This is a genomic window from Microvirga sp. P5_D2 (assembly GCF_054049475.1).
In genome coordinates, this window is the sequence record NZ_JBFUMH010000004.1 from 128,079 (window position 1) to 153,350 (window position 25,272).

General features: G+C 62.7%; 26 protein-coding genes. 12 read left to right on the forward strand and 14 right to left on the reverse strand.

All coding sequences use genetic code 11. The features are described 5' to 3' along the window. The first annotated feature begins 386 nt into the window (after window positions 1-386). The 6 genes from dnaA to gyrB all read left to right on the forward strand — a co-directional run bounded on the left by dnaA (window position 387) and on the right by gyrB (window position 8,113). Window positions 387-1,838, forward strand: a complete 1,452-nt coding sequence (gene dnaA / locus ACXJKO_RS03105) for a chromosomal replication initiator protein DnaA (protein ID WP_457089639.1) — start codon at window positions 387-389, stop codon at window positions 1,836-1,838. A gap of 150 nt (window positions 1,839-1,988) precedes the next feature. Continuing rightward, window positions 1,989-3,107 carry a DNA polymerase III subunit beta gene (gene dnaN / locus ACXJKO_RS03110; protein ID WP_457089610.1) on the forward strand — a complete coding sequence of 373 codons (1,119 nt, stop codon included), beginning with the start codon at window positions 1,989-1,991 and terminating at the stop codon, window positions 3,105-3,107. Window positions 3,108-3,347: 240 nt separating this feature from the next. Further along, the gene (gene recF / locus ACXJKO_RS03115; RefSeq protein ID WP_457089611.1) at window positions 3,348-4,508 is read left to right on the forward strand and encodes a DNA replication/repair protein RecF; all 1,161 of its coding nucleotides are present in this window, start codon (window positions 3,348-3,350) and stop codon (window positions 4,506-4,508) included. 29 nt (window positions 4,509-4,537) lie between these two features. Next, window positions 4,538-5,188 (forward strand): LysE family translocator, encoded by a 651-nt coding sequence (locus ACXJKO_RS03120; protein WP_457089612.1) that lies wholly within the window; start codon window positions 4,538-4,540, stop codon window positions 5,186-5,188. Continuing rightward, the gene (locus tag ACXJKO_RS03125; protein WP_457089613.1) at window positions 5,185-5,316 is read left to right on the forward strand and encodes a hypothetical protein; all 132 of its coding nucleotides are present in this window, start codon (window positions 5,185-5,187) and stop codon (window positions 5,314-5,316) included. The genes ACXJKO_RS03120 and ACXJKO_RS03125 overlap by 4 nt, the downstream gene beginning before the upstream one ends. Window positions 5,317-5,686: 370 nt before the next feature. Further along, a complete protein-coding gene (gene gyrB / locus ACXJKO_RS03130; protein WP_457089614.1) occupies window positions 5,687-8,113 on the forward strand; it encodes a DNA topoisomerase (ATP-hydrolyzing) subunit B in 2,427 nt (808 codons plus the stop codon). A gap of 52 nt (window positions 8,114-8,165) precedes the next feature. Here the strand turns inward: gyrB and ACXJKO_RS03135 are convergent, their stop codons facing one another. The 7 genes from ACXJKO_RS03135 to ACXJKO_RS03165 form a co-directional block, all read right to left on the reverse strand. Further along, entirely contained in the window at window positions 8,166-9,545 is a 1,380-nt protein-coding gene (locus ACXJKO_RS03135) for an FAD-containing oxidoreductase (protein WP_457089615.1), read from the reverse strand. After that, a complete protein-coding gene (locus ACXJKO_RS03140; protein WP_457089616.1) occupies window positions 9,542-10,006 on the reverse strand; it encodes a DUF4126 domain-containing protein in 465 nt (154 codons plus the stop codon). The genes ACXJKO_RS03135 and ACXJKO_RS03140 overlap by 4 nt, the downstream gene beginning before the upstream one ends. A gap of 68 nt (window positions 10,007-10,074) precedes the next feature. After that, window positions 10,075-10,845, reverse strand: a complete 771-nt coding sequence (locus ACXJKO_RS03145; RefSeq protein WP_457089617.1) for a VOC family protein — start codon at window positions 10,843-10,845, stop codon at window positions 10,075-10,077. A gap of 59 nt (window positions 10,846-10,904) precedes the next feature. After that, on the reverse strand, window positions 10,905-11,387 hold the full coding sequence (locus ACXJKO_RS03150; RefSeq protein WP_457089618.1) for a VOC family protein: 483 nt from the start codon (window positions 11,385-11,387) through the stop codon (window positions 10,905-10,907). Next, window positions 11,384-11,746, reverse strand: coding sequence for a DUF1428 domain-containing protein (locus ACXJKO_RS03155; RefSeq protein WP_457089619.1), 363 nt, complete (start codon window positions 11,744-11,746; stop codon window positions 11,384-11,386). Before ACXJKO_RS03155 ends, ACXJKO_RS03150 begins: the two co-directional genes overlap by 4 nt. Window positions 11,747-11,797: 51 nt before the next feature. Continuing rightward, window positions 11,798-12,220 (reverse strand): YciI family protein, encoded by a 423-nt coding sequence (locus tag ACXJKO_RS03160; RefSeq protein ID WP_457089620.1) that lies wholly within the window; start codon window positions 12,218-12,220, stop codon window positions 11,798-11,800. Window positions 12,221-12,234: 14 nt separating this feature from the next. Next, window positions 12,235-12,666 (reverse strand): VOC family protein, encoded by a 432-nt coding sequence (locus tag ACXJKO_RS03165; RefSeq protein WP_457089621.1) that lies wholly within the window; start codon window positions 12,664-12,666, stop codon window positions 12,235-12,237. Window positions 12,667-12,724: 58 nt separating this feature from the next. Here ACXJKO_RS03165 and ACXJKO_RS03170 point away from each other — a divergent pair, with 58 nt between their 5' ends. Beyond that, a complete protein-coding gene (locus tag ACXJKO_RS03170; protein WP_457089622.1) occupies window positions 12,725-13,435 on the forward strand; it encodes a winged helix-turn-helix transcriptional regulator in 711 nt (236 codons plus the stop codon). Here ACXJKO_RS03170 and ACXJKO_RS03175 read toward each other — a convergent pair. Beyond that, complete coding sequence (locus tag ACXJKO_RS03175) at window positions 13,432-13,758, reverse strand: HNH endonuclease (protein WP_457089623.1); 327 nt, start codon at window positions 13,756-13,758, stop codon at window positions 13,432-13,434. The genes ACXJKO_RS03170 and ACXJKO_RS03175 overlap by 4 nt on opposite strands. Between ACXJKO_RS03175 and ACXJKO_RS03180 the strand changes: the two genes are divergently transcribed. From ACXJKO_RS03180 to ACXJKO_RS03195, 4 genes are all read left to right on the forward strand, one after another. Next, window positions 13,757-14,296 (forward strand): BON domain-containing protein, encoded by a 540-nt coding sequence (locus ACXJKO_RS03180; protein WP_457089624.1) that lies wholly within the window; start codon window positions 13,757-13,759, stop codon window positions 14,294-14,296. The two genes, ACXJKO_RS03175 and ACXJKO_RS03180, sit on opposite strands and share 2 nt — an antisense overlap. Before the next feature lie 118 nt (window positions 14,297-14,414). Continuing rightward, a complete protein-coding gene (locus ACXJKO_RS03185) occupies window positions 14,415-15,266 on the forward strand; it encodes a sulfite exporter TauE/SafE family protein (protein WP_457089625.1) in 852 nt (283 codons plus the stop codon). Between the two features lie 27 nt (window positions 15,267-15,293). Next, the gene (locus ACXJKO_RS03190; protein ID WP_457089626.1) at window positions 15,294-15,425 is read left to right on the forward strand and encodes a hypothetical protein; all 132 of its coding nucleotides are present in this window, start codon (window positions 15,294-15,296) and stop codon (window positions 15,423-15,425) included. A gap of 226 nt (window positions 15,426-15,651) precedes the next feature. Further along, on the forward strand, window positions 15,652-16,476 hold the full coding sequence (locus ACXJKO_RS03195; protein ID WP_457089627.1) for a MipA/OmpV family protein: 825 nt from the start codon (window positions 15,652-15,654) through the stop codon (window positions 16,474-16,476). Window positions 16,477-16,540: 64 nt separating this feature from the next. Here the strand turns inward: ACXJKO_RS03195 and ACXJKO_RS03200 are convergent, their stop codons facing one another. The 6 genes from ACXJKO_RS03200 to ACXJKO_RS03225 form a co-directional block, all read right to left on the reverse strand. Continuing rightward, on the reverse strand, window positions 16,541-16,927 hold the full coding sequence (locus ACXJKO_RS03200; RefSeq protein WP_457089628.1) for a 6-carboxytetrahydropterin synthase: 387 nt from the start codon (window positions 16,925-16,927) through the stop codon (window positions 16,541-16,543). Window positions 16,928-16,975: 48 nt separating this feature from the next. After that, the gene (locus tag ACXJKO_RS03205; protein WP_457089629.1) at window positions 16,976-19,396 is read right to left on the reverse strand and encodes a putative bifunctional diguanylate cyclase/phosphodiesterase; all 2,421 of its coding nucleotides are present in this window, start codon (window positions 19,394-19,396) and stop codon (window positions 16,976-16,978) included. Window positions 19,397-19,426: 30 nt separating this feature from the next. Continuing rightward, window positions 19,427-19,936 carry a molybdopterin-dependent oxidoreductase gene (locus ACXJKO_RS03210; RefSeq protein ID WP_457089630.1) on the reverse strand — a complete coding sequence of 170 codons (510 nt, stop codon included), beginning with the start codon at window positions 19,934-19,936 and terminating at the stop codon, window positions 19,427-19,429. Window positions 19,937-20,223: 287 nt separating this feature from the next. Beyond that, window positions 20,224-21,162 (reverse strand): ring-cleaving dioxygenase, encoded by a 939-nt coding sequence (locus tag ACXJKO_RS03215; protein ID WP_457089631.1) that lies wholly within the window; start codon window positions 21,160-21,162, stop codon window positions 20,224-20,226. Between the two features lie 114 nt (window positions 21,163-21,276). Then, a complete protein-coding gene (locus ACXJKO_RS03220; protein WP_457089632.1) occupies window positions 21,277-22,713 on the reverse strand; it encodes a M20 family metallopeptidase in 1,437 nt (478 codons plus the stop codon). Window positions 22,714-22,789: 76 nt separating this feature from the next. Then, on the reverse strand, window positions 22,790-24,643 hold the full coding sequence (locus ACXJKO_RS03225) for an ABC transporter ATP-binding protein (RefSeq protein WP_457089633.1): 1,854 nt from the start codon (window positions 24,641-24,643) through the stop codon (window positions 22,790-22,792). A 502-nt stretch (window positions 24,644-25,145) separates the two neighbouring features. On the opposite strand from ACXJKO_RS03225, the gene ACXJKO_RS03230 reads away from it, so the two are divergent. Continuing rightward, on the forward strand, window positions 25,146-25,272 hold a 127-nt coding region (locus ACXJKO_RS03230; RefSeq protein ID WP_457089640.1), incomplete at its 3' end, for a transposase.

Genomic DNA, 25,272 nt, shown 5'->3' on the forward strand with positions numbered 1-25,272 from the left:
TAAGGTCAACTCACTTCAACGGATGTCCGTGAAGTCATTCATTCAAGTCTCAAACTACACAACTTCATCGCGGGGTTAGGGCGTTGTTTCAATATAATAAGAAGCAAGCAAAGGCGCGTCCCTTACCAAGGGGTAGTCTTGATCGATTGTGAATGCCTGTCGAAGGGGCGGCTCGCAGAAGCTGCTTCAATCTAAAACGACTTTAATAATCTTCAGTACAATTAGGGGCGCCAAGTTTTGAACACGCTGTAAAGCGCGTCTGCTTTCCTTGTTCGGAACGGGTCATGCGTAGGGGTTCGCGCCAGATAAGGCGGAGCCTCGTGGAGGGAATTTTGATGTATCGCAGCGAGGACCATCGAACCTTTGCCGCGTCTAGCGAGAGCGGCATGGAATCGTCAGGCGAGCAAACAGCGGCCGATGTCTGGGCCCGCGTGAAGCGCCGCCTGCGGGCAGAACTGGGTGAGGATATCTTCGCCAGCTGGTTCGGCCGCTTGGAGCTGGATTCGGTGATCGAAGGCTGCGCCTATCTCACGGTGCCCACCCGCTTCCTGAAAAGCTGGATCGAGTCCCATTATGTCGATCGGGTTCTCACCGTTTACCGCTCCGAGACCAATGAGGTGGTGCGCGTGGCGATCGGTGTGCGCAACACGCTTGGACGCGATGCTTCCCCCCAGCGCCGCCCGAGCGAAGCCCCCCGTGCCAGCGCCGCTCCCGCGCAGATGGCAGCCATGCCTGCCGGTGAGCCGAAGATGCCCTCCCTCGCGCTTCCGCCGGAAGAGCGCGGAGAAGCGTCCGATCTTGGCGGCGCGCCACTCGATTCGCGCCTGACCTTCGAGAGCTTCATCGTCGGGCGTTCCAACGCGCTCGCCCATGCCGCCGCCGACCGGGTGGCCCATGCGCCGAACGGCCAGGTGATCTACAACCCGCTCTACATCCATGCGGGCGTGGGCCTCGGCAAGACGCACCTTCTTCATGCCGTCGGCCACGAGATGCGTTCTCAAGGTCGCCGCGTGATCTATCTCACTGCAGACCGCTTCATGTACGGCTTCGTCGCGTCCTTGAAGGCGCAGACCTCGCTCGCCTTCAAGGAGCGCCTGCGCGGCATCGACCTGCTCATCATCGACGACGTGCAGTTCATCCAGGGCAAGCAAATCCAGCAGGAATTCGGCCACACGCTCAACGCCCTCATCGATGCGGGCCGCCAGATCGTGATCGCCGCGGACCGTCCGCCGGCTGATCTCGAGAACCTCGACGAGCGCGTGCGCTCGCGCCTTGCCGGCGGCCTCGTGGTCGAGGTGACGGCCTTGGACGAGGCGCTTCGCACCTCGATCCTGACCACCCGGATCGATGCCCTGAAGACCATTCACACCTCTTTCGATGTGGGCCCCAACGTCGTCTCCTATGTGGCCCGCGCCATCACGGCCAACGGACGCGATCTCGAAGGCGCGGTGAACCGCCTTCTGGCGCACGCTACCCTCACCGGCTCGGCGATCACGATGGAAACCGCCGAAACCGCGATCCGCGACCTCGTGCGCAACCGCGAGCCGAAGCGGGTCAAGATCGAGGACATCCAGAAGCTGGTGGCCTCGCGCTACAACGTCTCCCGCTCGGACATCCTCTCCGAGCGCCGCACCGCCGCGGTCGTCCGCCCGCGCCAGATCGCCATGTATCTGTCGAAGGTGCTCACCCTGCGCTCCCTGCCGGAAATCGGCCGCCGCTTCGGCGGGCGAGATCACACCACCGTGCTCCATGCGGTGCGCAAGATCGAGAAGGCCATCGGCGAGGATCATGCGCTCTCCGACGAGGTCGAACTCCTCAAGCGGATGCTGCAGGAATAAGCGGGTCATCGAACCGGACCGTGGCTTTTCCAGCGCGAAAGGCCACGGCCTTGCTTTCTCGGGCAACTAAAGCCAATCTTGCCCCCTGCTCGTTTCGGCTCTCCGGCCGGGAGCGGGCCAAGAATTTTTACCGACAATAGGTGTCGCGTTATGAGAGTTACTGTTGAGCGCGCCGCTCTTCTGAAGGCGCTGGGGCACGTGCACCGCGTCGTCGAGCGCCGCAACACCATTCCGATTCTGTCGAACGTGCTCTTGCGCGCGGAGGAAGGCTCGCTGCGTCTGCGGGCCACCGACCTCGATATCGAGGTGACGGAGACGATCCCCGCCGACATCACGGAAGCCGGCTCCACGACGGTGCCCGCCTACATGATCTACGATATCGTGCGCAAGCTGCCCGACGGCGCGCAGGTGTCGCTGGAAATGACCGCCGACATGGGCCAGATGCAGATCCGCTCGGGCCGCTCGCGCTTCATGCTCCAGGCCCTGCCCGAAAGCGACTTCCCGGATCTCGCCGCTGGCGACCTGCCGCATCGCTTCACGCTGGCAGCCAGCGATCTCAAGCGCCTGATCGAGAAGACCCAGTTCGCGATCTCGACCGAAGAGACGCGCTACTATCTCAACGGCATCTATCTCCACACCATCGATTCCGGCGGTTCGCTCGTGATCCGCGCGGTTGCCACCGACGGCCACCGCCTCGCCCGCGTGGAGCTGCCTGCTCCCACAGGCTCGGAAGGCATGCCCGGCGTGATCATTCCGCGCAAAGCCGTGGCCGAGATCGTCAAGCTCGTCGAGGACGGATCGGAAAACATCACCATCGAATTGTCCTCCGCCAAGGTGCGGCTGACATTCGACGGCGTGGTGCTCACCTCCAAGCTCATCGACGGCACCTTCCCGGATTACCAGCGCGTCATTCCCGCCGGCAACGACAAGTCTCTCGTGGTCGAGCGCGGCGATTTCGCAAAGGCCGTGGACCGCGTCTCGACCATTTCGTCGGAGCGTGGACGCGCGGTGAAGCTGGCGCTGGCCGACGGCCGCCTGACGCTCACCGTCAACAACCCGGATTCGGGCAGCGCGACGGAAGAGATCGAGGTCGATTACGACAACACGCCCATCGATATCGGCTTCAATGCCCGCTATCTCCTCGACATCACGGCCCAGCTCGACGGCGACACCGCCCTGTTCAAGCTCGCCGACGCCGGCTCGCCCACCGTCATCCAGGACCGCGAAGGCGCTCCCGCGCTCTACGTCCTGATGCCGATGCGCGTGTAAGCATTCATAAGGGGTCATCCCGGACGGCAAAGCCGATCCGGGATCGCGTTCAGCATGAACCTCCACGTCATGGCCGGGCTCGTCCCGGCCATTTCCTTTTTCTCGGTCTCAACCTTCAAATCTCATCCTGAGGGCAGCGAGTTGGAAAGCAGCCTCAAGCCTGCCTCGCGACAATCGAAACCACGGTTTGGCCGTGCCAACGCTTGATCTTTCGCGCTCGCTCCTGAAAGAAGAGGGCACATGTCCTCCGCTCCCGTCGCCGCTTCCCGAATCGCCCGTCTGATCCTTCAGGATTTTCGCACCTATGCGAGCCTGGACTTGCCCATATCGCGCCCGCTCGTGGCGCTGGTGGGCGAGAACGGCGCGGGCAAGACCAATGTGCTGGAGGCGATCTCCCTCTTCATGCCGGGGCGTGGCCTGCGCCGCGCGGAACTGGCCGAGATGGCGCGCCAGAGCGGCTCCGGCTCCTTCGCGATTTCCCTGACGCTTGATGCACCGTTCGGCGAGCATCGTCTCGGCACGGGCCTCGAACAACAAGCTGAGAACACCCGCGCCTCGCGGGTTTGCCGCATCGATGGCGCAACCGCCTCTTCACCGACGGCTTTCGCGGAGTTCCTACGCGTCGTCTGGCTGACCCCCGATCTCGACGCGCTGTTTCGCGGCCCCGCCGGCGACCGCCGCCGCTTTCTCGACAGGCTCGTGCTCGCCGTCGATGCGGAGCACGGGACCCGGGTGAATGCGCTGGAGCGCGCGCTGCGCTCTCGCAACCGCGTGCTCGAGGAAAACCCGGACGACCGTCTCTGGCTCGATGCCCTGGAGCGCGAGGTGGCGGAACTCGCCATTGCGGTCGCCGCCGCGCGCCGGGAAACGGTGGAGCGATTGGCCGCCCTCATTCTCGAAACTCGCGCGGAGGATTCGCCCTTTCCCTTCGCGACGATGGGTATCCAGGGCGAGATCGACAGCCTTGTGACGACCCTGCCCGCCGTCGATGCGGAGGACCGCTACCGCGCCATCTTACGCGACAACCGTTCCCGCGACCGCGCCGCCGGGCGCACCCTCGTCGGGCCTCAGGCCTCCGACCTTCTCGTGCGCCACGGGCCGAAGGACATTCCCGCCAACACCGCCTCCACCGGCGAGCAGAAGGCGCTTCTCATCGGCCTGGTGCTTGCCCACGCGCAGCTCGTCGCCAGCATGAGCGGCATCGCTCCCTTCGTGCTGCTGGACGAGGTCGCCGCCCATCTCGATCCGCGCCGCCGGGCCGGCCTGTTCACGGCGCTGGAATCGCTGGGCGGCCAGGTCTGGATGACCGGTGCGGACCCGAGCCTGTTCGCTGAACTCGAAGGCCGGGCGGATGTGCTGCAGGTGTCACCGGGTGTGATCGAACACATCAACAATCCTTGATGGTGCGATAAGCCATTTCAGCTTATGTGGTGGATCTCACTCACTTTTTGACTGCCGGTATCGCCATGGAACTCGCAGGCCTGTTCCTCTTCTCCTCCGCCCTCTTCATCGCCGCCGCTTCTCCGGGGCCGGGGATTGCCGCCATCGTGGCGCGGGTGCTGGGCCGTGGCCCCAGGAGCGCCATTCCGTTCAGCATCGGCATCGCGCTGGGCGACGTGGTGTGGCTGACCTTCGCGGTGCTGGGACTTGCCGCCCTGGCGCAGGCCTTCCATGGGGTGTTCCTGGCGGTCAAATATGCCGGCGCCGCCTATCTGCTCTACATCGCCTACAAGCTCTGGACGACACCCGTCGAGGCGCGGGAGGTCTCCGCCGAGGATAAGGCCGAGAACCCGGCCAAGCTGCTGCTCGGCGGGCTTGCGCTGACCCTCGGCAACCCCAAGACCATCGTGTTCTACCTCGCCCTCCTGCCCACTTTCCTCGATCTCACCACGATCACGATGCTGGGCTACGCGGAGCTGTTGGTGGCGACCCTGACGGTTCTGGGCGTGGTGTTCGGGATCTACATCGTGCTCGCCATCCGGGCCCGGCGGCTCTTCACCTCGCCCAAGGCCCTGCGCATACTCAACAAGGGCACGGGCGCGGTCATGGCAGGCGCTGCGGCGGCCGTCGCCGTGCGATGAGTTTGCTGCTCGGCGCCGTCTGGCTGCTGATCGCTGCCGTCATTCTGCTGTCCCCATTCTGGCTGGCTCTGCTCTGGCTGCAATGGTGGCACAGGCTCTGGATGCGGCTGTCCATGGTGGCCCTCTAGAGCCTCCTGACCGCCGCCTTCGCCTGGATGTTCCATGAGCGCTACTGGCGCTGGGTGGATTGCTTCAACGAGCTTGGCCGCTGCTACGATACGGATGCGGGCGTCATGGTCTCGCAGGCGGCCTTCATCTGGGGCATGCCGGCCCGATCTGCGCCCTTTTGCTGGCTGTGAGCCTCTGGCAGCTCCTGAGGCGAAGAACCGCCCCTAAAAGCCTCCAAGACGGCACTTTTTCGTGGATTCTGCCCCCCTTTCTCGCACGCGCGTAGGCGCGTGGGGGTGAAATTTCAACGATTCGTCACTAAATATCTGATCTGACGAATCAAATCACCGAGTGTGCACCCATTTCCTGCCGCGCTCCGAAGGATCCTAAATGGCCGACCCTGCTATCAACGTGAATGTCGACGCTTACGGCGCGGAATCCATCAAGGTGCTCAAGGGCCTTGATGCGGTGCGCAAGCGGCCGGGCATGTATATCGGCGATACCGACGACGGCTCGGGCCTCCACCACATGGTCTACGAGGTGGTGGACAACGCCATCGACGAAGCGCTCGCCGGGCACGCAACGGAGGTTACCGTTACGCTCAACGCGGACGGCTCGGTGACCGTCACCGACAACGGCCGCGGCATCCCCACCGACATCCACCAGGGCGAGGGCATCTCGGCGGCCGAGGTCATCATGACCCAGCTGCACGCGGGCGGTAAGTTCGACCAGAATTCCTACAAGGTTTCCGGCGGCCTGCACGGCGTCGGCGTATCCGTGGTGAACGCACTCTCCAGCTGGCTCAAGCTGCGCATCTACCGCAATGGCAAGGCGCACGAGATCGAATTCCGTCATGGCAACGCGGTTGCGCCTTTGGCCGTCGTCGGCGACGCCGAGGGAAAGCGCGGCACGGAAGTCACCTTCCTGGCCTCCACGGAAACCTTCACCATGGTGGAGTACGATTACGCCACCCTGGAGCACCGCCTGCGCGAGCTGGCGTTCCTGAACTCGGGTGTGCGCATCATTCTCACCGACAAGCGCCACGCCGAGCACAAGCGCGAGGAGTTGATGTACGAGGGCGGCGTGGAAGCCTTCGTGCGTTATCTCGACCGCGCCAAGACACCGCTGATCCAGCAGCCGGTCCTGATCCGCTCCGAGAAGGACGGCATCGGCGTTGAAGTGGCTTTGTGGTGGAACGACTCGTACCACGAGAACGTGCTCTGCTTCACCAACAACATCCCGCAGCGCGATGGCGGCACGCACCTCGCGGGTTTCCGCGCGGCGTTGACGCGCCAGGTGAACGGCTATGCGGAATCCTCGGGCCTGACGAAGAAGGAAAAGGTTTCCCTCACCGGCGACGATTGCCGCGAGGGCTTGACCGCCGTCGTCTCCGTAAAGGTGCCCGATCCGAAGTTCTCCTCGCAGACGAAGGACAAGCTCGTCTCGTCCGAAGTTCGTCCCGTCGTCGAGAACGTCCTGAACGAGGCCCTGAACAACTGGCTGGAGGAGCATCCGCAGGAGGCCCGCACCCTCATCGGCAAGGTGGTGGAAGCCGCCGCCGCCCGCGAGGCCGCCCGTAAGGCGCGCGAGCTCACGCGCCGCAAAGGCGCGCTCGATATCGCGTCTCTTCCCGGCAAGCTCGCCGACTGCCAGGAGCGCGATCCGTCCAAGTGCGAATTGCTGCTCGTCGAGGGCGATTCCGCCGGCGGCTCCGCCAAGCAAGGCCGCAACCGCGCCTTCCAGGCTGTGCTCCCCTTGCGCGGAAAAATCCTCAACGTGGAGCGCGCACGCTTCGACAAGATGCTGGGCAGCCAAGAGATCGGCACGCTGATCACCGCGCTCGGCACCGGCATCGGCCGCGAGGAGTTCAACATCGACAAGCTGCGCTACCACCGCATCATCATCATGACGGATGCGGACGTGGACGGCTCGCACATCCGTACGCTGCTCCTCACGTTCTTCTTCCGGCAAATGCCGGAGCTGATCGAGCGCGGCTACCTCTATATCGCGCAGCCGCCGCTCTATAAGGCGACCCGGGGCAAGTCCTCGATCTATCTCAAGGACGAGCGCGCGCTGGAAGATTACCTCATCGGCGAGGGCATCGAGAACGCCTCGCTGCGTCTCGAAACCGGCGTGGAGTTCCAGGGCGACCAGCTCAGGAGCCTGATCGATGAGGCCCGCCTCGTGCGCCAGGTCCTGAACAGCCTGCACACGCGCTATAACCGCAAGGCGGTGGAGCAGGCCGCGACTGCCGGCGCACTGCGTCCCGACGTCGTGGAAGACCCCGATCGCGGTCCTGCCGCTGCGGCTTATATCGCTCAACGTCTCGATGCGATTTCGGAAGAGCTCGAGCGCGGTTGGACCGGCGAGGTTCGCGACGGCGGCTATGTCTTCTCGCGCACCGTGCGCGGCGTGACGCAGACCGCGACGCTCGATCAGGCGCTGATCGCCAGCCAGGAGGCCAAGAAGCTCGACGAGCGCGCAAAATCCCTGCAGGACGTCTATGCGAAACCGGCAAAGCTCGTGCGCAAGAACGACGAGATGCAGATCGACGGTCCGCTTTCGCTCTTCAACGCCGTGCTGGCTGCCGGCCGCAAGGGCCTGCAGCTCCAGCGCTACAAAGGCCTCGGCGAGATGACCGCCCAGCAGCTCTGGGAGACGACGCTCGACGCCGACGTGCGCTCGCTGCTGCAGGTGAAGGTGAAGGACACCACCGACGCCGACGACCTGTTCGTGAAGCTCATGGGCGACGTGGTGGAACCCCGCCGCGAGTTCATCCAGGAGAACGCGCTCTCCGTAGCGAACCTCGACGTATAAGCATTATCTCTCCGGGTGCGGGCATCTCGCCCACGCCCGGAGAGCCCTTTCTTCAGCCGGCGGGCTTCAGATCTCCCAGCACTGTCGGGATCAGTTCCGAGACTGTCGGATGAATCGGAACGGCCCATTGCAGCGTCGGGTAATCCGCCCCCGCATTCATCACGTTGAGAATGCCATGAATGGCCTCATCGCCACCGGTTCCCAGAATGGCCGCGCCGAGGATCTGCTTCGTCTCGGCATCGGCAACGATCTTCATGAAACCCTTGGTTTCGTCCTTTTCGATCGCGCGCCCGACCCGCGTCATGGGACGCTTCGAGATCAAAAGTTTCCGGCCTGACTTGCGCGCTTCCGTTTCCGTCATACCGACGCGACCGAGTGGCGGATCGACATACAGGGCATAGCCAGAAATCCGCTCGCTCACGCGGCGGGACGCGCCATCGAGCAGATTGGCGGCGATAATCTCGTAATCGTTGTAAGCGGTGTGGGTGAAGGCGCCACGACCATTGCAGTCGCCCATGGCCCAGATGCCGGGCACATTCGTCGCAAGAGCGTCATCGACGCCGATCGTGCCCCTCGCATCGACGGCAACGCCGGCCTTGTCGAGGCCGAGATCATCCGTATTGGAGCGACGTCCCACGGCGAGCAGAACATGCGAGCCCACGACGAAGGGATCGCCCGAAGTGCAATCGACATCGACCGCCACTCCGTCCGCATGTGGCTTGAAACCGATGCAGGTGGCATTGGTCCGAACCGAGATGCCTTCGTCCGTGAGAATGTCGCGGATGGCGTCCGACACATCCTCATCCTCGCGGGCGATCAGGCGCGGGCCTTTCTCGACCACGGTGACCTCAGCGCCGAAGCGGCGATACATCTGCGCGAATTCGAGACCGATATAGCTTCCACCGACCACGACAAGGTGGCGCGGAAGTGTGTCGAGCTTGAGGATCGAGGTGTTGGTGAGATAATCCACCGTATCGACACCCGGCATATCCGGAATGCTCGCGCGGCCGCCGACATTGATGAAGATGCGCGGCGCCTTCAGAACCGTATCGCCGACGCGGATGCTGTCGGGACCCTCGAAACGGGCATGCCCTTCGACGACCGTCAGGCCTTCCATTCCCCGCAGCCATGTTTCGACATTCGTGCGGGCCCTCATTGAGACATTGTCGGCGCGGGCCTTGATCCGCTTCATATCGATGGCGATGGGACTGTCGATGGTGATGCCGTAATCCGCTCCTCTGCGGGCGAGGTTAGCCGCATAGGCGCTGGCGACCAGCGTCTTGGTCGGCATGCAGCCCGTATTGACGCAGGTTCCGCCAAAGAGCTTGCGCTCGATCAGGGCCACCTTCATGCCCGCTTTCGTGAGGCGTCCGGCGAGAGGAGGGCCTGCCTGTCCGGCACCGATGATGATGGCATCGAAAGATTGGGTCATGGCACCGCTCCCACGATTAAGGCCGCCCCGATGATCGCGACTGCATCCTCGGTCAAGGCGGCGGGGCGATCCTTGCCAAAGGCTTTCGCCAGATGCGCGCGGCCGGCCGCTCCGCCAAGCGTACCGATGATCCCTCCGATAGCTCCGGCGATGAAGCCGCCCCAGAAGGAACCGCCTCCGGCGGCAAGCGTCGCGCCGCAAAGGCCGCCGGAGATAATTCGTGCCGCGAAGGGAAGCGGAAGCTTGCGGCTCGGCGTGGTGGGAAGCTTATCGCCGATCAACTCCCCGATAGCGAGAACCGACATGATCCAGGGGGTGAAGCGATACCTCAGAAAGGCGAGCCATGTGTCGCCGAGATTGATGAGCCCCAGATAGGCCGCCCAGCTGACGGCGGCGGGCGCCGTCATCGACCGCAAGCCGGCAACCACTCCGATCTGGAGCGCCAACAGGTAAAGAGCCATCTCATTGTCTCCCTATCCTGCTCAGGTTGCCTATGTGAGGCGCGTTTTTCAATCCTCTCCGGAATCGCTCAGCGGCGCGGGGCGACGAGCGCGAACATCGCACCCTGCGGGTCCATGCCCTGCACGATCCATGCGCCGCCCGGCACCTCTTGGGGGCCGAACAGGATTTGACCGCCGTTGTCGTTCACGCGCGCAATCGCGGCGTCGATCTCTGGTACGTTAATGTAGTAGAGCCAGAACGGCGCGGGGACGTGCTCCGGCTTGGTCATCATGCCGCCGATGGCGTCACCGCCTGCTGCGAATAGCTGGTAGACGCCCATGGGGCCCATATCCATGGCCTCGGCCTTCGTCCATCCGAACTGGCCGGCATAGAAATCGAATGCGCTCACCCCATCCGCCGCATAAAGCTCGCGCCACCCGATATGGCCCGGCGTTCCCATGGGAACCGGAGGGTTATCCCCGTCGAGCGGCTGGAACAGCATGAAGACCGCGCCCTGCGGATCGGCGAGGACGGAAAAGCGGCCCACGCCGAGAATGTCCTCGGGCTCGCGCAAAACGGTGCCGCCCGCCTGCCGGACGTTGGCGGTGGAGGCATCCACATCCTCGGTGCCCACATAGCCGACCCAGCCCGGGCGTCCACCACCGGCGGAAGCCTCAGCGGGCAGCGTCATGACACCAACGACACCTTTATCGCCGGCATGCATGACCGTGTAGCGCATGTCGGGTTGGCTGAAGTCGCGCGGCGTCCATCCGACGACAGCGCTGTAGAATGCCTGGGCGGCATCCATGTCGGTGGTCATCAGCTCGTACCAGACGAAAGTGTTGGGAGACGTGGCCATCATCGAATTCCTTTGTAGTGCAGCAGGTTTATTCACCGGAATGGCAGATTGATTTCGACCTACGCCGCCGGTCCGGCATAGGCTTTTTCGAGCGTCGCGATATCGAGCTTGATCATCTTCATCATCGCATCCATCACGCGCTTTGTACGGGCGGTGTCCTTGTCCTTGTGCATCCGCATCAGTGCTTCCGGCACGATCTGCCAGGACACGCCGTAGCGGTCCGTGATCCAGCCGCATTGCTGCGGCGTGCCGCCATCCGACAAGGCATTCCACAATCGGTCGACTTCCGCCTGATCGGCACAGCTCACGAAGAGCGAGATGGCGGGCGTGAACTGGAAATAGGGCCCACCGTTCAACGCTATATAGCGCGATCCCGCAAGCGTGAACTCCACGACCATTACGCCGCCCGGCGAGCCGCCGGGCGTTTCGGTCGTGTAAGGCACGACCGCATCGATGCGGGAGCCGGGCAGCAGCGACACGTAGAATGTCGCGGCTTCCTCAGCCTTTCCGTCGAACCACAGGCAGGGTGCGATCGCCGTCATCGTTCTTCTCCCGTATCGAGAAGAACCTGGAACCCGCCCCAGAACATGCGCTTGCCGTCGAAGGGCATGTCGGTCATGCCAGCGAGACGCGGGTCCGCCATCACCTTCCTGTTGCCTTCGTTGCGCGCCTCCTTGGACGGCCAGACGATCCAGGAGAAAACGACGTTCTCCGCGCCATCGGCCTTCACTGCTTTCTTGAAGTCGGTGACTTCGCCGTCGGGGATGTCGTCGCCCCAGCATTCGACGACCCGAAGCGCACCGTGCTCCTTGAAAATCGGTGCGGCCACCTCGGCGACCTTGCGGTAAGCCTCGCGCTTCTCGGTGGGAACCGGAATGATGAATCCGTCGACATAGCTCATCTTCATTTCCTTGCTGATCTTGCTTCAGGTTTCACGCGGCAGCGACCTGTCTCAATGGCCGGCCATTTGCTCACGATTGCGGTCGCGCAACTCGGAGGCTTCCGGGCTCATGATCTCGGCGAAGTCCGCCATCTCGTAGAGCGGGCGGATCTCGATCTCGCTGGGCCCCGGCATTGGGTTAGGACAGCGCTTCACCCATTCGACCGCCTCAGTCAGATCCTTGACCTCCCAGAGCCAGAAGCCGGCAACCAACTCGTTGGTCTGTGCGAACGGCCCGTCGATGACGGTACGACTCGCGCCGTCGAAGGCCACGCGCTTGCCCTGGGATGACGGCTTCAATCCGTCGCCCGCCTGCATGATGCCGGCCTTGACGAGCTCTTCGTTGAATTTACCCATAGCTTCGAAGAGCTCGGTCGAGGGCATAAGGCCCGCTTCGCTGTCCTTCGTCGCCTTCACCAGAACCATCACGCGCATCGTCGTTTCTCCTCTCAGCCCTTGGCCGTCTCGGACATCGCGGCTTTCGCAGCCTCAACATCCATCCACATGATCTCCCAAATATGACCATCCGGATCCTCGAAGCTGCGGCCGTACATGAAGCCGTAATCCTGCTTGGGGCCCGGATCGGCGTGTCCGCCGGCTGCGGTTGCTTTTGCGACGGTGCCATCCACCTCCTCACGGCTGTCGGCGGAGAGGCAGTTCAGGACTTCGGTGGTGGTGCGCGAATCGGCGATTTTCTTCGTCGTGAACTGGCTGAACTTCTCGTGGGTCAGCAGCATCACATGGATGGTCTCGGAAAGGATCATACCGCTGGCGGTGTGATCGCTGAATTGCGGGTTCTTGACGGCTCCGACAGCCTCATAGAACGCGGTGGCGCGTTCCAGATTCGAGACCGGCAGGTTGACGAAAATCATCTTGGGCATTGGTCGTTCCTCTCGTTTGGTTTGACATTGATTTCGCATAAAGTTATAAAAAGCAACTATGAAGTTAGAAAAAATAACTGAAAAGGCTGAACCGAAGCCCCGCAGACATTATGAGGATGCCTGCGCTGCGGCCCACGCCCTCGACCTATTGGGCGAGCGCTGGGCCCTTCTCGTCATGCGTGAGCTGATGCTCGGGCCGAAGCGCTTCAGCGACCTGCGGGCGAGCCTTCCCGGAATCAGCGCGAACGTCCTCACCCAACGCCTCGAAGGGCTCGAGGCGGCCGGTGTTCTCGTGAAGCGCAAGCTGCCGCCGCCGGCGTCGACACAGGTCTATGAGCTGACCGAATGGGGCTATGAGAGCGAGCCGATCTTCCAGGCGCTGGGCCGCTGGGCGGCACGCTCTCCCATGCATGATCCGACGCTTCCCTTCAGCGCAGCATCCTTCTGCCTCTCGCTGCGCACCATGATCGACGCGAAGCAGGCAGAGGACATCGAAGCCCGGATCGGCTTTCGCCTGGGTGAGGAGACTTATCGTGCCCACCTGTCCAACGGCGGCATCGAGATCGCGCGCGGTCCCATCGACGATGTCGATCTGGTCATGGCCGGAACGCCGCCCATTCTCGCCGGGGCGATCTACGGTGGTCAGCCACTGGAGGCTCTCGAACAGGCCGGCGTGCTGCGCATCGAGGGCGACCGCGACTTGGCGAAACGCTTCATAACCCTGTTCCCCCTGCCGCCGAAAGCCGTGCATCCGGGCGGAGCGGTTTAAGCCTTGCGCGCCTTCAGCGTCCGGAACTCTTCAGCATCCATGACGCCGCGCTCGTTGTTGCAGGCCTGACAGGCCAGCACGAGGTTTGCTTGGTTGAGCGGCCCGCCCATGGAACGTGGCAACACATGGTCCAGGGTGGCAAGATCGGCTGCGCGGCTCACGCCTTTCTGCAGCCGGCGCGTCTGCACGCCGCAATAAACGCAGGCGCCGCCATCGCGGGCGAAGATGGCCTCGAACAGCTGGATGCGTTGCTGGGCTTTCATGAGGCGGGAACCGGGAGTGAGTGGGATGGTTGCTCTGAAGAGAGCAACGGAGGATGCCATGGTAGACACCCGTCGCAGGAACCGAAACCCCTCTCGCGATGATAACACAGACGTGCTGCCCGGCGCGGTCGGCCTGCGCAGTGGACAGGGTTATCCCAGCCGCTATGGCAATCTCCGTGAGGGTTTTGCCGGCGGCGTCATCGAGGACGGGCATCGCGGACCTCCAGACGATGAAGGCTTCGCGCCGGCTTACGACCGCCGCCGCTCGGGACTCGGCGCCTTCGGCGACCGCGATCCCAACGATCCGGAGCTTCGCTCGGATGACGACGAGAAATCTCGGCTTGAAGGCTCGCACCGTGGGCGTGGCCCCAAGGGCTACAAGCGCACCGACGAGCGCATCCATGAGGATGTGTGCGAGCGCCTGATGCATGACCGCTTCATCGACGCATCCGACGTGGAGGTGAGCGTGTCTAACGGCGAGGTCACCCTGTCCGGCACCGTCTCCAGCCGAGGTCTGAAGCGCCGCGCGGAGGATCTCGCGGAGCTAGCCTCGGGCGTGACCCATGTGCAGAATAATCTGCGGGCCGAGGGCGTCTGACGGTTCATACGCTTGACGCGTAAAGCTGAGCCTACACGAAGGCATGCCTTGCATTCACAGGGCAAAGGTTTCATGACCCTTCCATCGGTGCCTGTCGCCCTTCTCCGGTGGTTTCCTCATGTTCGGCATTCCCGTTTTCGATCTCGCTTGGCTCGTCATCGCGCTGCTCGCGGCAGGCGCCATCACCGGCCTGCTCGCCGGCGTGTTCGGGGTCGGGGGCGGGGCCGTGGCGGTGCCGATCCTCTACGAACTCTTCCGCCTCCTCGAAGTGCCGGATGAAATCCGCATGCCGCTCTGCGTCGGCACCTCGCTCGCCATCATCGTTCCCACCTCGATCCGCTCCTTCAGGGCACACCACGCCAAAGGCGCGGTGGACATGTCGATCCTGAAGGTCTGGGCGGTGCCGGTGGTTCTCGGCGTCGCGGCGGGCAGCGTGATCGCGCGCTATGCCCCCGCCGATCTCTTCAAGGGCGTGTTCGTGGTGGTGGCGGGCTTCTCGGCCATCCGCCTGCTCTTCGGCAAAGACACGTGGCGGCTGGGGCTCGACATGCCGTCCAGGGCCATCATGGTGGCCTATGGCTGGTTCATCGGCGTCCTCTCGGCGCTCATGGGCATCGGCGGAGGGCAGCTCTCGAACCTGTTCATGACCTTCTACAACCGCTCCATCCATCAGGCGATCGCCACCTCCTCGGGCCTCGGCATCCTGATCTCGATCCCCGGCGCGCTGGGCTACATCTATGCGGGCTGGCCGCATATGGCGGATTACCCGACCGTCACGGCCTTCCAGCCGCCGTTCGCCTTGGGCTACGTGTCGGTGCTCGGCTTCATCCTGTTCATCCCGACAAGCGTCTGGATGGCGCCCATCGGGGCGCGTCTTGCGCACCGTCTGTCGAAGCGCCGGCTGGAGGTGGCCTTCGGCATCTTCCTGCTTATCGTCTGCGCCCGCTTCGCCGCGAGCCTTCTGGCTTAAGGCACCTCCGGTTGAGGCGTCGGATGGATGACGGGTTTTTCCGGCCCCGGCGGCTGCTCGGGCAGGGATGAGGGAACGCTTGGCGGCAGCGGGGCCGGCGGTGTCTCGGGCGGCGTCGGCATCACGGGCAACGGCTCCGTCGGCGGCGGCGCGGGGTAGAATTCATCCGGCTGAGGACGAGAGCTGGCGATCAGGGACAAGGCAACGCTCCTTTTTTCGACAACCGTCCCAATGCAAGAAAGTTCGCGGCAACGAAGTGTTGCCATGATGCAATTCGTTTACGATGAACGACGAACGAAACCGCCTGTCTTCGGCCTCAAACCTTGACCTCACCTGCGATTGCGGTCAGGACGGAAGGGTCATCACGCTCAAGGGGTCATGCATCATGCGGTTTCCGAAGTCTCTCGCCCTCGCCAGCCTGATCATGACGGGCGCGGCCGCGCTGCCTGCCCATGCTGCAGATCCCGCCTCCTATACGACGCTGCCTTCCATGACCTCCGGCTGGATCGTGACGCTGAAGGGCAATCTGAAGGTGGGGCCTTCCTATCCTGGCGCCGACGATTGGAGCTTCATCGGCTTTCCCTCCATGAGCTTTCGCCGCGCCGGAACGGTGGAGCGCTTCAGCGCGCCCGATGACGGCCTGAGCTTCTCCTTCCTCAGCTATTCCTCCCTTCGTTTCGGCGTGGTCGGCCGCTTCCAGGGCGGCCGCTACTATCAGGACAACAGAGAGCTCTATGGTCTGGAGAAGATCAATTGGGCCGTCGAGCCCGGTCTCTTCGTGGAATACTGGCCGGTCGAGTTCCTGCGCGCCCGCGCCGAGGTGCGTCGCGGCTTCAACGGCCATGAAGGCTTCGTTGCCGATCTCGGCCTCGATCTCGTTCAGAGCTTCGGCGCCCTCACCGTCTCTGTCGGCCCGCGTCTTGCGCTCGGCGACGATGAATTCACCCAGACCTATTTCGGCGTGACGCCCGTCGAGGCGGCGCTGAACGGCCAATTGACGCCCTATGACCCGTCCGGCGGCATCACCTCCGTGGGCGCGACCGTGGGCGCCAGCTACACTTGGTCAGAGCAATGGTCGACGACGGCCTTTGTGACCTACAAGCACCTCGTGGGCGATGCGGCCGACAGCCCGATCGTGAAGCAGTTCGGCTCGGAGAACCAAGTCGGCGTGGGCCTAACCGTCTCCTATTCCTTCGGCTACGGCGGCTAACTCCAATAAAAAACCCGGAGCGTCAGGGACGCCCGGGCTCGTCTTTCCATCAGATGCAAAAGCGTCAGGCTGCGAGGCTGGCGCGCTCTGTTTCCCCGCCGCGATAGATGCAGCCTTCCGTCGAGCCGGGCATGCCGCGCTTGAGCTCGACTTCCTCGAGGCCCGGGAAGCGCTCCTTCACGAGACGCCAGATATAGGTGGTGACGTTCTCGAGCGAGGCGATGCCGATCTCCGGATTGAGATCGAGATTGCCATGATCGAGGCCCGTACCGTGATTGCCCTTGATCTCTGTGATGTAGTTCTCGACGTCGTAGAGGTTCACCGGCCAGCCATACACATCATCCAAATCGCCGCCGAACGTGAGCTTGACGATGAAGGTATGCCCGTGCAGCCCGGAATACGGATGTACTGAATGGGCCGCTTCGAACGTGAATTCGCAGTAAGTCTTCATGATCCTATCTCCAGGGATTGGTTTACAGGTCTGAGGAGTTGAAAGGCTTCAGGCGACCTCCGCCGTGCGCTTGAGCGCTGCGAGAGAGTGGCTGAGTTCGCGGGCAGGTTTGGGCCTGCCGAAGTAGTAACCTTGCACCTCGGTGCATCCGGCGGCGCTGATCTGGAGGAACTGGTCCTCCGTCTCGACGCCTTCCGCCACGGTAGTCATGCCGAGGCTCGCGCCGAGGCCGGCGATGGAGCGCACGATCGCGAGACAATCCGCCCGCGACGACATCTCGCGTACAAAGGATTGATCGATCTTGATCTTGTCGAACGGGAAGCTGCGGAGATAGCTCAGCGACGAGTAGCCCGTTCCGAAATCGTCCATAGCGATGCGCACGCCGAGCCGGCGCAGCTGGTGCAGAGTCGCGATGGTGACATCGTTGTCCTGAAGCAGCACGGATTCCGTGATCTCCAATTCCACGCGCTCGGGCGCAAGGCCGGAGCGCGCGAGCGCCCGCCCGACACTCTGCACGAGAGTGCGGTTGCGGAACTGCACCGGAGACAGGTTGACGGCCACCTTGATGTTCTTCGGCCAATGCATCGCCGCCATGCAGGCCTGCTCGAGCACCCAGTCGCCAACGCTGACAATGAGGCCGATATCCTCGGCCACCGGAATGAACTCTCCGGGCGGAACGAGGCCGCGCTCGGGATGGCGCCAGCGCAGCAGCGCCTCGAAACCGCTGATCTCGTTGGCGCGGATGTTGATCTGCGGCTGGAAGAAGAGCTCGAATTCCTTGTTGGGGAGCGCCTTCCGCAGATCCATCTCCAGCGCGCGGCGGGCCTGCAGCTCCGCATCCATTTCGGGCTCGAAGAAGCGGTATGTCCCGCGCCCTTCCGCCTTGGCGCGGTAGAGCGCCAGATCCGCCTGCTTGAGGAGATGATCGGGGGAAGGGTTGTCATCGAATGCCAGCGCGATGCCGATGCTGGTGCCGATCACGATCTCCTGGCCGTCGAGATCGTAGGGCATGCCGATGGCCTCGCAGATGCGGGTTGCGAGCATCGCGCATTCCTGCGGATCGGAGGCGATCTGAAGGATCGCGAATTCATCGCCGCCGAGACGGGCCACCACGTCCTGGCTGCGGATGCAGCTGCGCAGGCGCGCCGCGACCGCCTGGAGCAGGGTGTCGCCGGTCTCGTGGCCCAGCGAGTCGTTCACGTCCTTGAAGCGGTCGAGATCGAGGCAGAGCACGCCCACCAGCAGTTTCTGGCGCTGGGCCTCGACGAGCGCATGGTCCAACTGCTCGCGGAAGAGAACGCGGTTGGCGAGATCGGTGAGCGCATCGTGATGCGCCATGTACGCGATCTGCGACTCTGCCTGCCGGCGCTCCGTGATGTCCTCATAGGTCGCCACCCAGCCGCCATTTGACATGGGCTGATGCGAGATCGCGAAGGTCTGACCGTCCGGCTGCTCATGGATGAACGTGAATTGCTGCCGGTTGCGCAGGAGTTCCTGCTGCTCGACGAGGATCCCACGCAGAGCCTCGGCATTTCTCCAGGGGCGCGACACCGCCTGTTCCAGCAGCCCGCCCAGGGTCGTTCCCGATTCAACCGAACTGTCGAGGCCGAAGAGATGGGCGAAGCGCGCATTGAACACGATGATGTGCTCGTTGCCGTCCACCATGCACAGGCCGTGGGACATGTTGTTGAGCGCGGCATCGAAGCGCTCGTTCTGCGTCCTGAGTTCGTGCTCCTGGCGCTGCAGCGCCTCGTTGCGCAGTTGCAGCTCCTCATAGGCGCTGCCCAGCGCCTTGTTCGTCCGTTCCAGCTTCACCGACATATTCTGGAAGTTGTCGGCGAGAAGCCGCAGCTCCCGATGCGCCTTTTCCAGAAGCCTGTTGTGCCACCCTAAGAGCGCCAGCAGGATAAGCCCGAGCACGATAAGGCCGCCGGCAAGGCTGGAGAACATCCAGTGCAGACGGATAAGTTCATGCTGGTCCTGGGACGTTCGCTCGCCGCCGTAATGGTTGGCAGCGGAGGCGAGGCCCGAGATATCGAGCTGCAGCGGCTCGAGAAGACGCAATGCGGCTTTCGCATTGCCGGGACGTTCCAGATTCTCGATGAGCGGCTGCGTTTCGTTCAGAACATCCACCATGTGGCGGACGAAGATATCCCATTCAGGATAGCGATGCAGGAATTCCCGGAATTCGCCTGCCGAGAGAAGGTTGACGCGGCTCTGGAAGATGTCGAAGCGCAGGGACACCTCGTCCTTGGTCATCTCCCCATCGGGAGCCATGTAGGCGCTGAGGCGCTGTTCAAGGCGCGTGAATTCATGCACCGCCTGGCTGGCATGCCAGGGCGTGTTGTAGCGGGAGACCTGCTTGAGAGCGTTCTGCCGCTCGACGATGAGTATCGTGATATAGGCAGCCGAAAGGATGAAGCCAACGATAACGACGGCCAGCACCAGTTTGAGCACGCGCAGCGACAAGACCCGTCTCTCCGAAAAGCTCTGGCCCGGTTACTTCACGACGATCTTGGCGATCTGCCAGACCGAACGGCCGAAATAGGTCTGGTTCTTCAGCTCGGGATCGCTGTCGAAGGGATAGACGATGAAGAGCGGCCCCTTGTCCTTCACGGGCATGTACTCGCCGTTGATCTTCAGGGCGAGAAGGACGTTGTACTTCATCACGTCCGCCATGGGGATGTCGCTGCTGTAATCGTTGAGCGCGACGACGAGCAGGTGCTCACCCTTGGCGCCCAGATGCTGCATCAGCTTGGACAGCGGCACGCCTTCGAACTTGACCTTGCCGTTGTACCAGGGCGTCTCGGTCTCGAAGGAAACCATGCCGAGGGATTCGAGCATCTCGCGGTCGAACTCGGCGGTTTCGCCCTTGTTGGTCGACGCGATCTTACCGGACACCGTGAGAATGGGCTTGCTGGTTGGATTCGGCAGCGGAGCCGCTTCCACATGCGTCGCCCCGGCCCATGCGCTCAGCGCAACGAGCATCCCGAGAAGAAAGTTCTTCATGCTGACCCCCAACATTGGCTGCCCATCCAATGGCAATCCAGTTATTCATTTATTCGAGGCCGGGTAAAACTTTATTTAAATAAAATAGCAATAAATTTGCATATCTATTACAATATATCGTTATCTCGGCACTCATTTACTGCAATATTGTAGCAACAGGATGCGCTAAGTCTTTTCTTCTTCTTGCCGCTGCTGCCTGATGGATTGTGGAGATGCCCTTGAAAGTCAAGCTGCCCCGCAGTTTCCCGCGGGGCGGCAAGTCGTAGCAGCCTATGACATCGAGCCTTTTAGAGCGGCTTGAGACCGGCTTCGATCTCGTCCCTGCGCGGCTCAAGGAAAGGTGGCAGCGCCAGACTCTCGCCGAGCTTGTCCATCGGCTCGTCGGTGGCAAAGCCGGGGCCGTCGGTGGCGATCTCGAACAGGATGCCGTTAGGCTCGCGGAAATAGAGGCTGCGGAAGTAGTACCGATCCACCGGGCCGCTGGAGGGCGCGCGCAGGGTCYGCAGGCGCTCCCAACATTCCTGGTAACTCTTCTCGTCCGGGGTGCGGAACGCAACATGATGCACGCCGCCCGCGCCCTGTTGCGCGAAGGGCAGATGCGGCTCCACGGCCACGTGCAATTCGGCGGCAGGACCACCCTCGCCCATCTCGAATACATGCACCGGCGTGTCGCCGATCCGGTATTCGTTGCCCGCCCGCATATCCATGGCTGCCGTCAGAACCACAGCGGTGCGGTCGAGCTTCGGCACGCTGATCGTGATCGGGCCCAAGCCACGGATCTGGTACTCGGCGGGCACGGGGCTGCGCTCCCACGGATGAGCCTCGCCCTTGCCGCCGTCATCCACAAGGCTGAGACGCTGGCCCTCGAAATCCTCGAAGTCGAGAACGAGGCGTCCGTTGCGTTCGGTGACGCCCTGGTGCTGGATTTTCAAGGAATCGAACCGATCCTTCCACCAGGCAAGAGCCTTCTCGCCGTTCACGCGAAGTCCCGTCTGCGAAATGCTGTGCGTGCCGCGCCGCTCCCGCCCCACGGGCCAGTCGAAGAAGGTGATGTCCGTGCCGGGCGTGGCCTGTCCGTCCGCATAGAACAGGTGATAGGCGCTCACATCGTCCTGGTTCACGGTCTTCTTCACGAGACGCATGCCCAGCGCCTGGGTGTAAAAGTCATGATTGCGCTTCGCATCGGCGGTGACGGCCGTAAGATGATGAATTCCGGTCAGCTTCATGGGAATTGCTCCATTCGTTGACCGGAAGATAAATCTGCACGGCTGCAAGCGCGAGACCCAGGAGCGCCAAAGCGATATTGCTTTGATGCAAGGTAGGATGCTTTGCCCCTTTAACTATGCCGCCTTCTTGCGCAGGTCATCCGGCGTCACCTCCGGCGGGATCGGGCAGAGATAAGCGCGGCCGCCGGTGCGCTCCTTGAGCTCGGCCTTGGCACGGGCGACGAGATCGGGATTGCGCAGCACATCGGCCGCCGTGGTGGCCATGGCCTTGGCGGCGAGCACCATGCCCTTGTGGGCAACGGGCAGGTTGCCCTGTGTGACGAGCTGCCAGGTGTGGAACGGAGTGCCGATGGCAAAGCAGGCCGTGTGGCACTGGACCGTGGGCACGATCCAGCTCACATCACCCACATCGGTGGTGCCCATCATCACCTCTTCGCGCGTCGGCAGGCCGAGAAGGCCGTCGTGCAGAACTTGCGTCTTCAGCGACAGGTCGTGCGGCTTCACGCTGGCTAAAATATCTTCGTCGGTGAGTGCGTCTTTCTGGAGCTTTCCGGCGAAGTCGTAATCCGCCTTGTCGAAACCCGGCCCGCCGAGACGCTTCATGTTCTCGTACATCACCTGCTGCAGCACCTTGTTCGGCACGACATTGGAGGTGGCGTCCGTGATCTGCACGGAGACAGTGGTTTCCGTCATGAGGCCTGCGCCTTCCGCGATCTTCTTCACGCGCTCGAAAAGACGCTCCGCGTCGGGAAGATGCGGCGAGCGCACGAGATAGAGCGATTCCGCATAAGCCTGCACCACGTTCGGCGCATCGCCGCCCGTGTTGGTGATGGCGTAATGCACGCGCGCATCGGAGGGCATGTGCTCGCGCATGTAGTTCACGCCCACATTCATGAGCTCCACCGCATCGAGCGCACTGCGCCCCACATGGGGTGCTGCGGCCGCGTGCGCGGCGCGGCCCTTGAAGCGGAAATAGGCCTGGATGCAGGCAAGCGACGAGGTGGTCTGCACTTCGTTGACGATGCTCGGATGCCAGCAGAACGCCGCATCGAGATCATCGAACAGGCCGGCGCGCGCCATGAAGGTCTTGCCCGATCCGCTCTCTTCCGCAGGGCAGCCGTAATAGCGCACGGTTCCCGCGATGCCTTCCGCTTCCAGCGCATCCTTCAATGCAACGGCGGCAAGCGCCGAGCCGGAGCCGAGGAGGTTGTGGCCGCAGCCATGGCCGGGTGCTCCCGCAACCGTCGGCTGATGCCCCGTCACGCCCGAGACCTGCGCGAGATCGGGCAGCGCATCGAACTCGCCGAGAATCCCGACAATGGGGCCACCGTTGCCGTATTCCGCGATGAAGGCCGTCGCCATGCCGCCGACATCCTTCGTAATCCGAAAGCCCTCGCGCTCCATCATGGCGATCTGCTCGGCCACCGAGCGGTGCTCCTCGAAGGCCAGTTCCGGCATGGACCAGATGCGGTCGCTCAGGTCGCAATAGGCTTTAGCCTTCGCTTCGACGCGGCGAGCGACTTCATCGAGATTGAGACGGTCGTTATGCATGATCGGGAACACTCACGGTTTGAAAGATGCGCGCAACCTAAACCCGTTCCGCGTCTGACGGAAGGCCGTGCGGCATTCAGCCGACCGCCCCGCGCCTCGTTTTGCGATCCGGCAGGAAGCCGCCTGATTGGCGATTCCAAAGGCTCGCATAGATGCCGCCGCCTGTCAGCAACTCGGCATGCGATCCCTCCTCGACGATCCGTCCTTCGTCCATGACGATGAGGCGGTCCATGAGTTGCAGGGTGGAAAGGCGGTGCGCGATGGCGATCGCGGTCTTGCCTTCCATCAGCATGGCGAGCGATTCCTGAATCGCGGCCTCGACCTCGGAATCGAGCGCCGAGGTTGCCTCGTCCAAGACAAGGATCGGCGCATCCTTCAGGATCACGCGGGCAATCGCGATGCGCTGGCGCTGCCCGCCGGAGAGTTTCACGCCGCGCTCACCCACATGGGCGTCGTAGCCGCGCCGTCCCTTGCCGTCCACGAGGCGGTCGATGAAATCCGTCGCGTGGGCCTGGCGCGCCGCATCGCGCACGGCCTCATCGCTGGCGCCGGGCCGTCCGTAGAGAATGTTCTCGGCAATGGAGCGATGCAGAAGCGACGTGTCCTGCGTGACCACGGAGATCTGCCCGCGCAGGCTTTCCTCGCTCACATCCGCGATGTCCTGCCCGTCGATGAGAATGCGGCCTTCCTGCGGCTCGAAGAAGCGCAAGGTGAGGTTGACCAGGGTCGTCTTGCCGACGCCCGAGCGTCCCACGAGACCGATCTTTTCGCCGGGCCGGATGGTGAGGCTCAAATCATCGAGCACCCGGTCGCCATCGCCGTAGGAAAACGAAACATCCTCGAGACGGATCTCGCCGCGCGTCACCGTCAGCGGCATGGCATCGGGCTTGTCCTGCATGGTGAGCGGACGCGAGATCGTCTTCATGCCCTCCTGCACCGTGCCCACATTCTCGAAGATGCCCATGACCTCGAAGGCGACCCAACCGGACATGGAGACGATCTGGCTCGAGAGCAGAATCGCCGTGGTCATCATGCCCGCATCCAGGCGGTTCAGGGTGAACAGCCACACGGCGACGCCACCCATCGCGACGAGGAAGACTCCATTGAGGAAGATGAGCCCGGCGCTGTAGATCGTGTTCAGCCGCTGCTGGTGCAGGAACACGTCGTTCACCCGGCGATAGCCCTCGCTGATGTAAGCGTTCTCATCCCTGCGGCGCCCGAAAAGCTTGATGGTCATGATGTTGGTAAAACTGTCCACCACCTTGCCCGTCACGGCGGAACGCGCTTCGCTCGATTCACGGGAGCGGACCTTGATGCGCGGTAGGAAATAGACGAGCAGCGCCACATAGATCACGAACCATCCGGCCATGGGCAGAGCGAGGCGAATGTCCTGCGTCGCGAGAAGGCCGATGGAGGCTGCGCCGAAGATCAGGATCTGCCACACGGCGCGCGCCACCGACAAAACGGTCTCGCGCAAAGGCCGCCCCGTCTGCAACACGCGGTTGGCGATGCGGCCCGCGAAATCCTCCTGAAAGAAACCCAAGGGCTGGCGCACCACGTGCCAGTAATTCTGCCAATGCACCATGTTGGTGAAGGACACGGCGAGCGAGTGGTTAACCAGAAGCCGGAACAGGATCGTGCCGAGCGGCCGCACCAGCAGGATGATCGCCGCCATAGCCGTGAGCAGCGGCCCCGCCTCGCTCAGGATTCCGTCAGGCGAGGTATGCGAGAGCGCGTTGACGAGACGGCCGATGAGATAGGGGATCACCGCCTCGACCACCGCCAGCACGAAGCCGAGCGCAAACAGCGCCACGAACAGCCCTTTCGCCTGGGCGATGAAGTGCCAGTAGAAGCCCCAAAGATGATCCGGCGGTGAAGCCTCCGGTGGGCGTTTCGTGAATTCGATCCGGGTCTCGAAAAAGCGGAACATCCGCCTGTCATCATGCATGAGCCCGAATCAACGGGCAGCGAGCGGCAATGATGCAACAATCTTTGGCGGCGACGTGACAATTGTCCTGGGTGGGAGATTAGTTTTTTACTCGAGATATCTCACTTCAGAAAAGTTGAATATGTGACCTGATAATCCACAAGCATTCCATTCACAGAGGATCACATTACCTCGGACTCGATCAGCATCCTTATCTGATAACTCAAATCGGAACTTAAAAGGAAAGCTTAGATCCGGCCTAGAAGTATTAACTACAAGCTCAAGCTCATACTCACCTGCTTCCCAATAAAAAAGCCGGTTCAACTTAGCCCAAACATCTGAGCTAACTCCTGGTCGCTCGTGGTCAAATCGCGTCCAAAAAGCTCTTTGTTCGGCCTCTGAGAGATCACGCCAAACAATCTTAGAGCCCGTCCCGAAAAGGGGTTGAGTGGTCAGGGTAGCCGTGATTCCAAGAGGGTGCTGAAGCCTAACTTGGAAGCCCGCGATGTGGACCCCGACCACTCGGCGGCAGTATAGCCGCGACGGCTTGCGATACGAAACCGATTTGACCGATGCCGAATGGGCGCTGATTGAGCCGCTTCTGCCCGAGCCCCGCACCCGCGGGCGACCTC

Bases quoted from the DNA above. Each gene is read 5' to 3' on its own strand.
- ACXJKO_RS03225 (WP_457089633.1), bottom strand. From the start codon at position 24,643: ATGTTCCGCTTTTTCGAGACCCGGATCGAATTCACGAAACGCCCACCG.
- recF (WP_457089611.1), top strand. From the start codon at position 3,348: ATGTCCTCCGCTCCCGTCGCCGCTTCCCGAATCGCCCGTCTGATCCTT.
- ACXJKO_RS03195 (WP_457089627.1), top strand. From the start codon at position 15,652: ATGCGGTTTCCGAAGTCTCTCGCCCTCGCCAGCCTGATCATGACGGGC.
- ACXJKO_RS03200 (WP_457089628.1), bottom strand. From the start codon at position 16,927: ATGAAGACTTACTGCGAATTCACGTTCGAAGCGGCCCATTCAGTACAT.
- ACXJKO_RS03190 (WP_457089626.1), top strand. From the start codon at position 15,294: ATGACGGGTTTTTCCGGCCCCGGCGGCTGCTCGGGCAGGGATGAGGGA.
- ACXJKO_RS03220 (WP_457089632.1), bottom strand. From the start codon at position 22,713: ATGCATAACGACCGTCTCAATCTCGATGAAGTCGCTCGCCGCGTCGAA.
- ACXJKO_RS03150 (WP_457089618.1), bottom strand. From the start codon at position 11,387: ATGACGGCGATCGCACCCTGCCTGTGGTTCGACGGAAAGGCTGAGGAA.
- ACXJKO_RS03125 (WP_457089613.1), top strand. From the start codon at position 5,185: ATGAGTTTGCTGCTCGGCGCCGTCTGGCTGCTGATCGCTGCCGTCATT.
- ACXJKO_RS03175 (WP_457089623.1), bottom strand. From the start codon at position 13,758: ATGGCATCCTCCGTTGCTCTCTTCAGAGCAACCATCCCACTCACTCCC.
- ACXJKO_RS03140 (WP_457089616.1), bottom strand. From the start codon at position 10,006: ATGGCTCTTTACCTGTTGGCGCTCCAGATCGGAGTGGTTGCCGGCTTG.
- ACXJKO_RS03185 (WP_457089625.1), top strand. From the start codon at position 14,415: ATGTTCGGCATTCCCGTTTTCGATCTCGCTTGGCTCGTCATCGCGCTG.
- dnaA (WP_457089639.1), top strand. From the start codon at position 387: ATGGAATCGTCAGGCGAGCAAACAGCGGCCGATGTCTGGGCCCGCGTG.
- ACXJKO_RS03155 (WP_457089619.1), bottom strand. From the start codon at position 11,746: ATGAGCTATGTCGACGGATTCATCATTCCGGTTCCCACCGAGAAGCGC.
- ACXJKO_RS03180 (WP_457089624.1), top strand. From the start codon at position 13,757: ATGGTAGACACCCGTCGCAGGAACCGAAACCCCTCTCGCGATGATAAC.
- ACXJKO_RS03145 (WP_457089617.1), bottom strand. From the start codon at position 10,845: ATGGCCACGTCTCCCAACACTTTCGTCTGGTACGAGCTGATGACCACC.
- ACXJKO_RS03160 (WP_457089620.1), bottom strand. From the start codon at position 12,220: ATGCGCGTGATGGTTCTGGTGAAGGCGACGAAGGACAGCGAAGCGGGC.
- dnaN (WP_457089610.1), top strand. From the start codon at position 1,989: ATGAGAGTTACTGTTGAGCGCGCCGCTCTTCTGAAGGCGCTGGGGCAC.
- ACXJKO_RS03135 (WP_457089615.1), bottom strand. From the start codon at position 9,545: ATGACCCAATCTTTCGATGCCATCATCATCGGTGCCGGACAGGCAGGC.
- gyrB (WP_457089614.1), top strand. From the start codon at position 5,687: ATGGCCGACCCTGCTATCAACGTGAATGTCGACGCTTACGGCGCGGAA.
- ACXJKO_RS03170 (WP_457089622.1), top strand. From the start codon at position 12,725: ATGAAGTTAGAAAAAATAACTGAAAAGGCTGAACCGAAGCCCCGCAGA.
- ACXJKO_RS03210 (WP_457089630.1), bottom strand. From the start codon at position 19,936: ATGAAGAACTTTCTTCTCGGGATGCTCGTTGCGCTGAGCGCATGGGCC.
- ACXJKO_RS03165 (WP_457089621.1), bottom strand. From the start codon at position 12,666: ATGCCCAAGATGATTTTCGTCAACCTGCCGGTCTCGAATCTGGAACGC.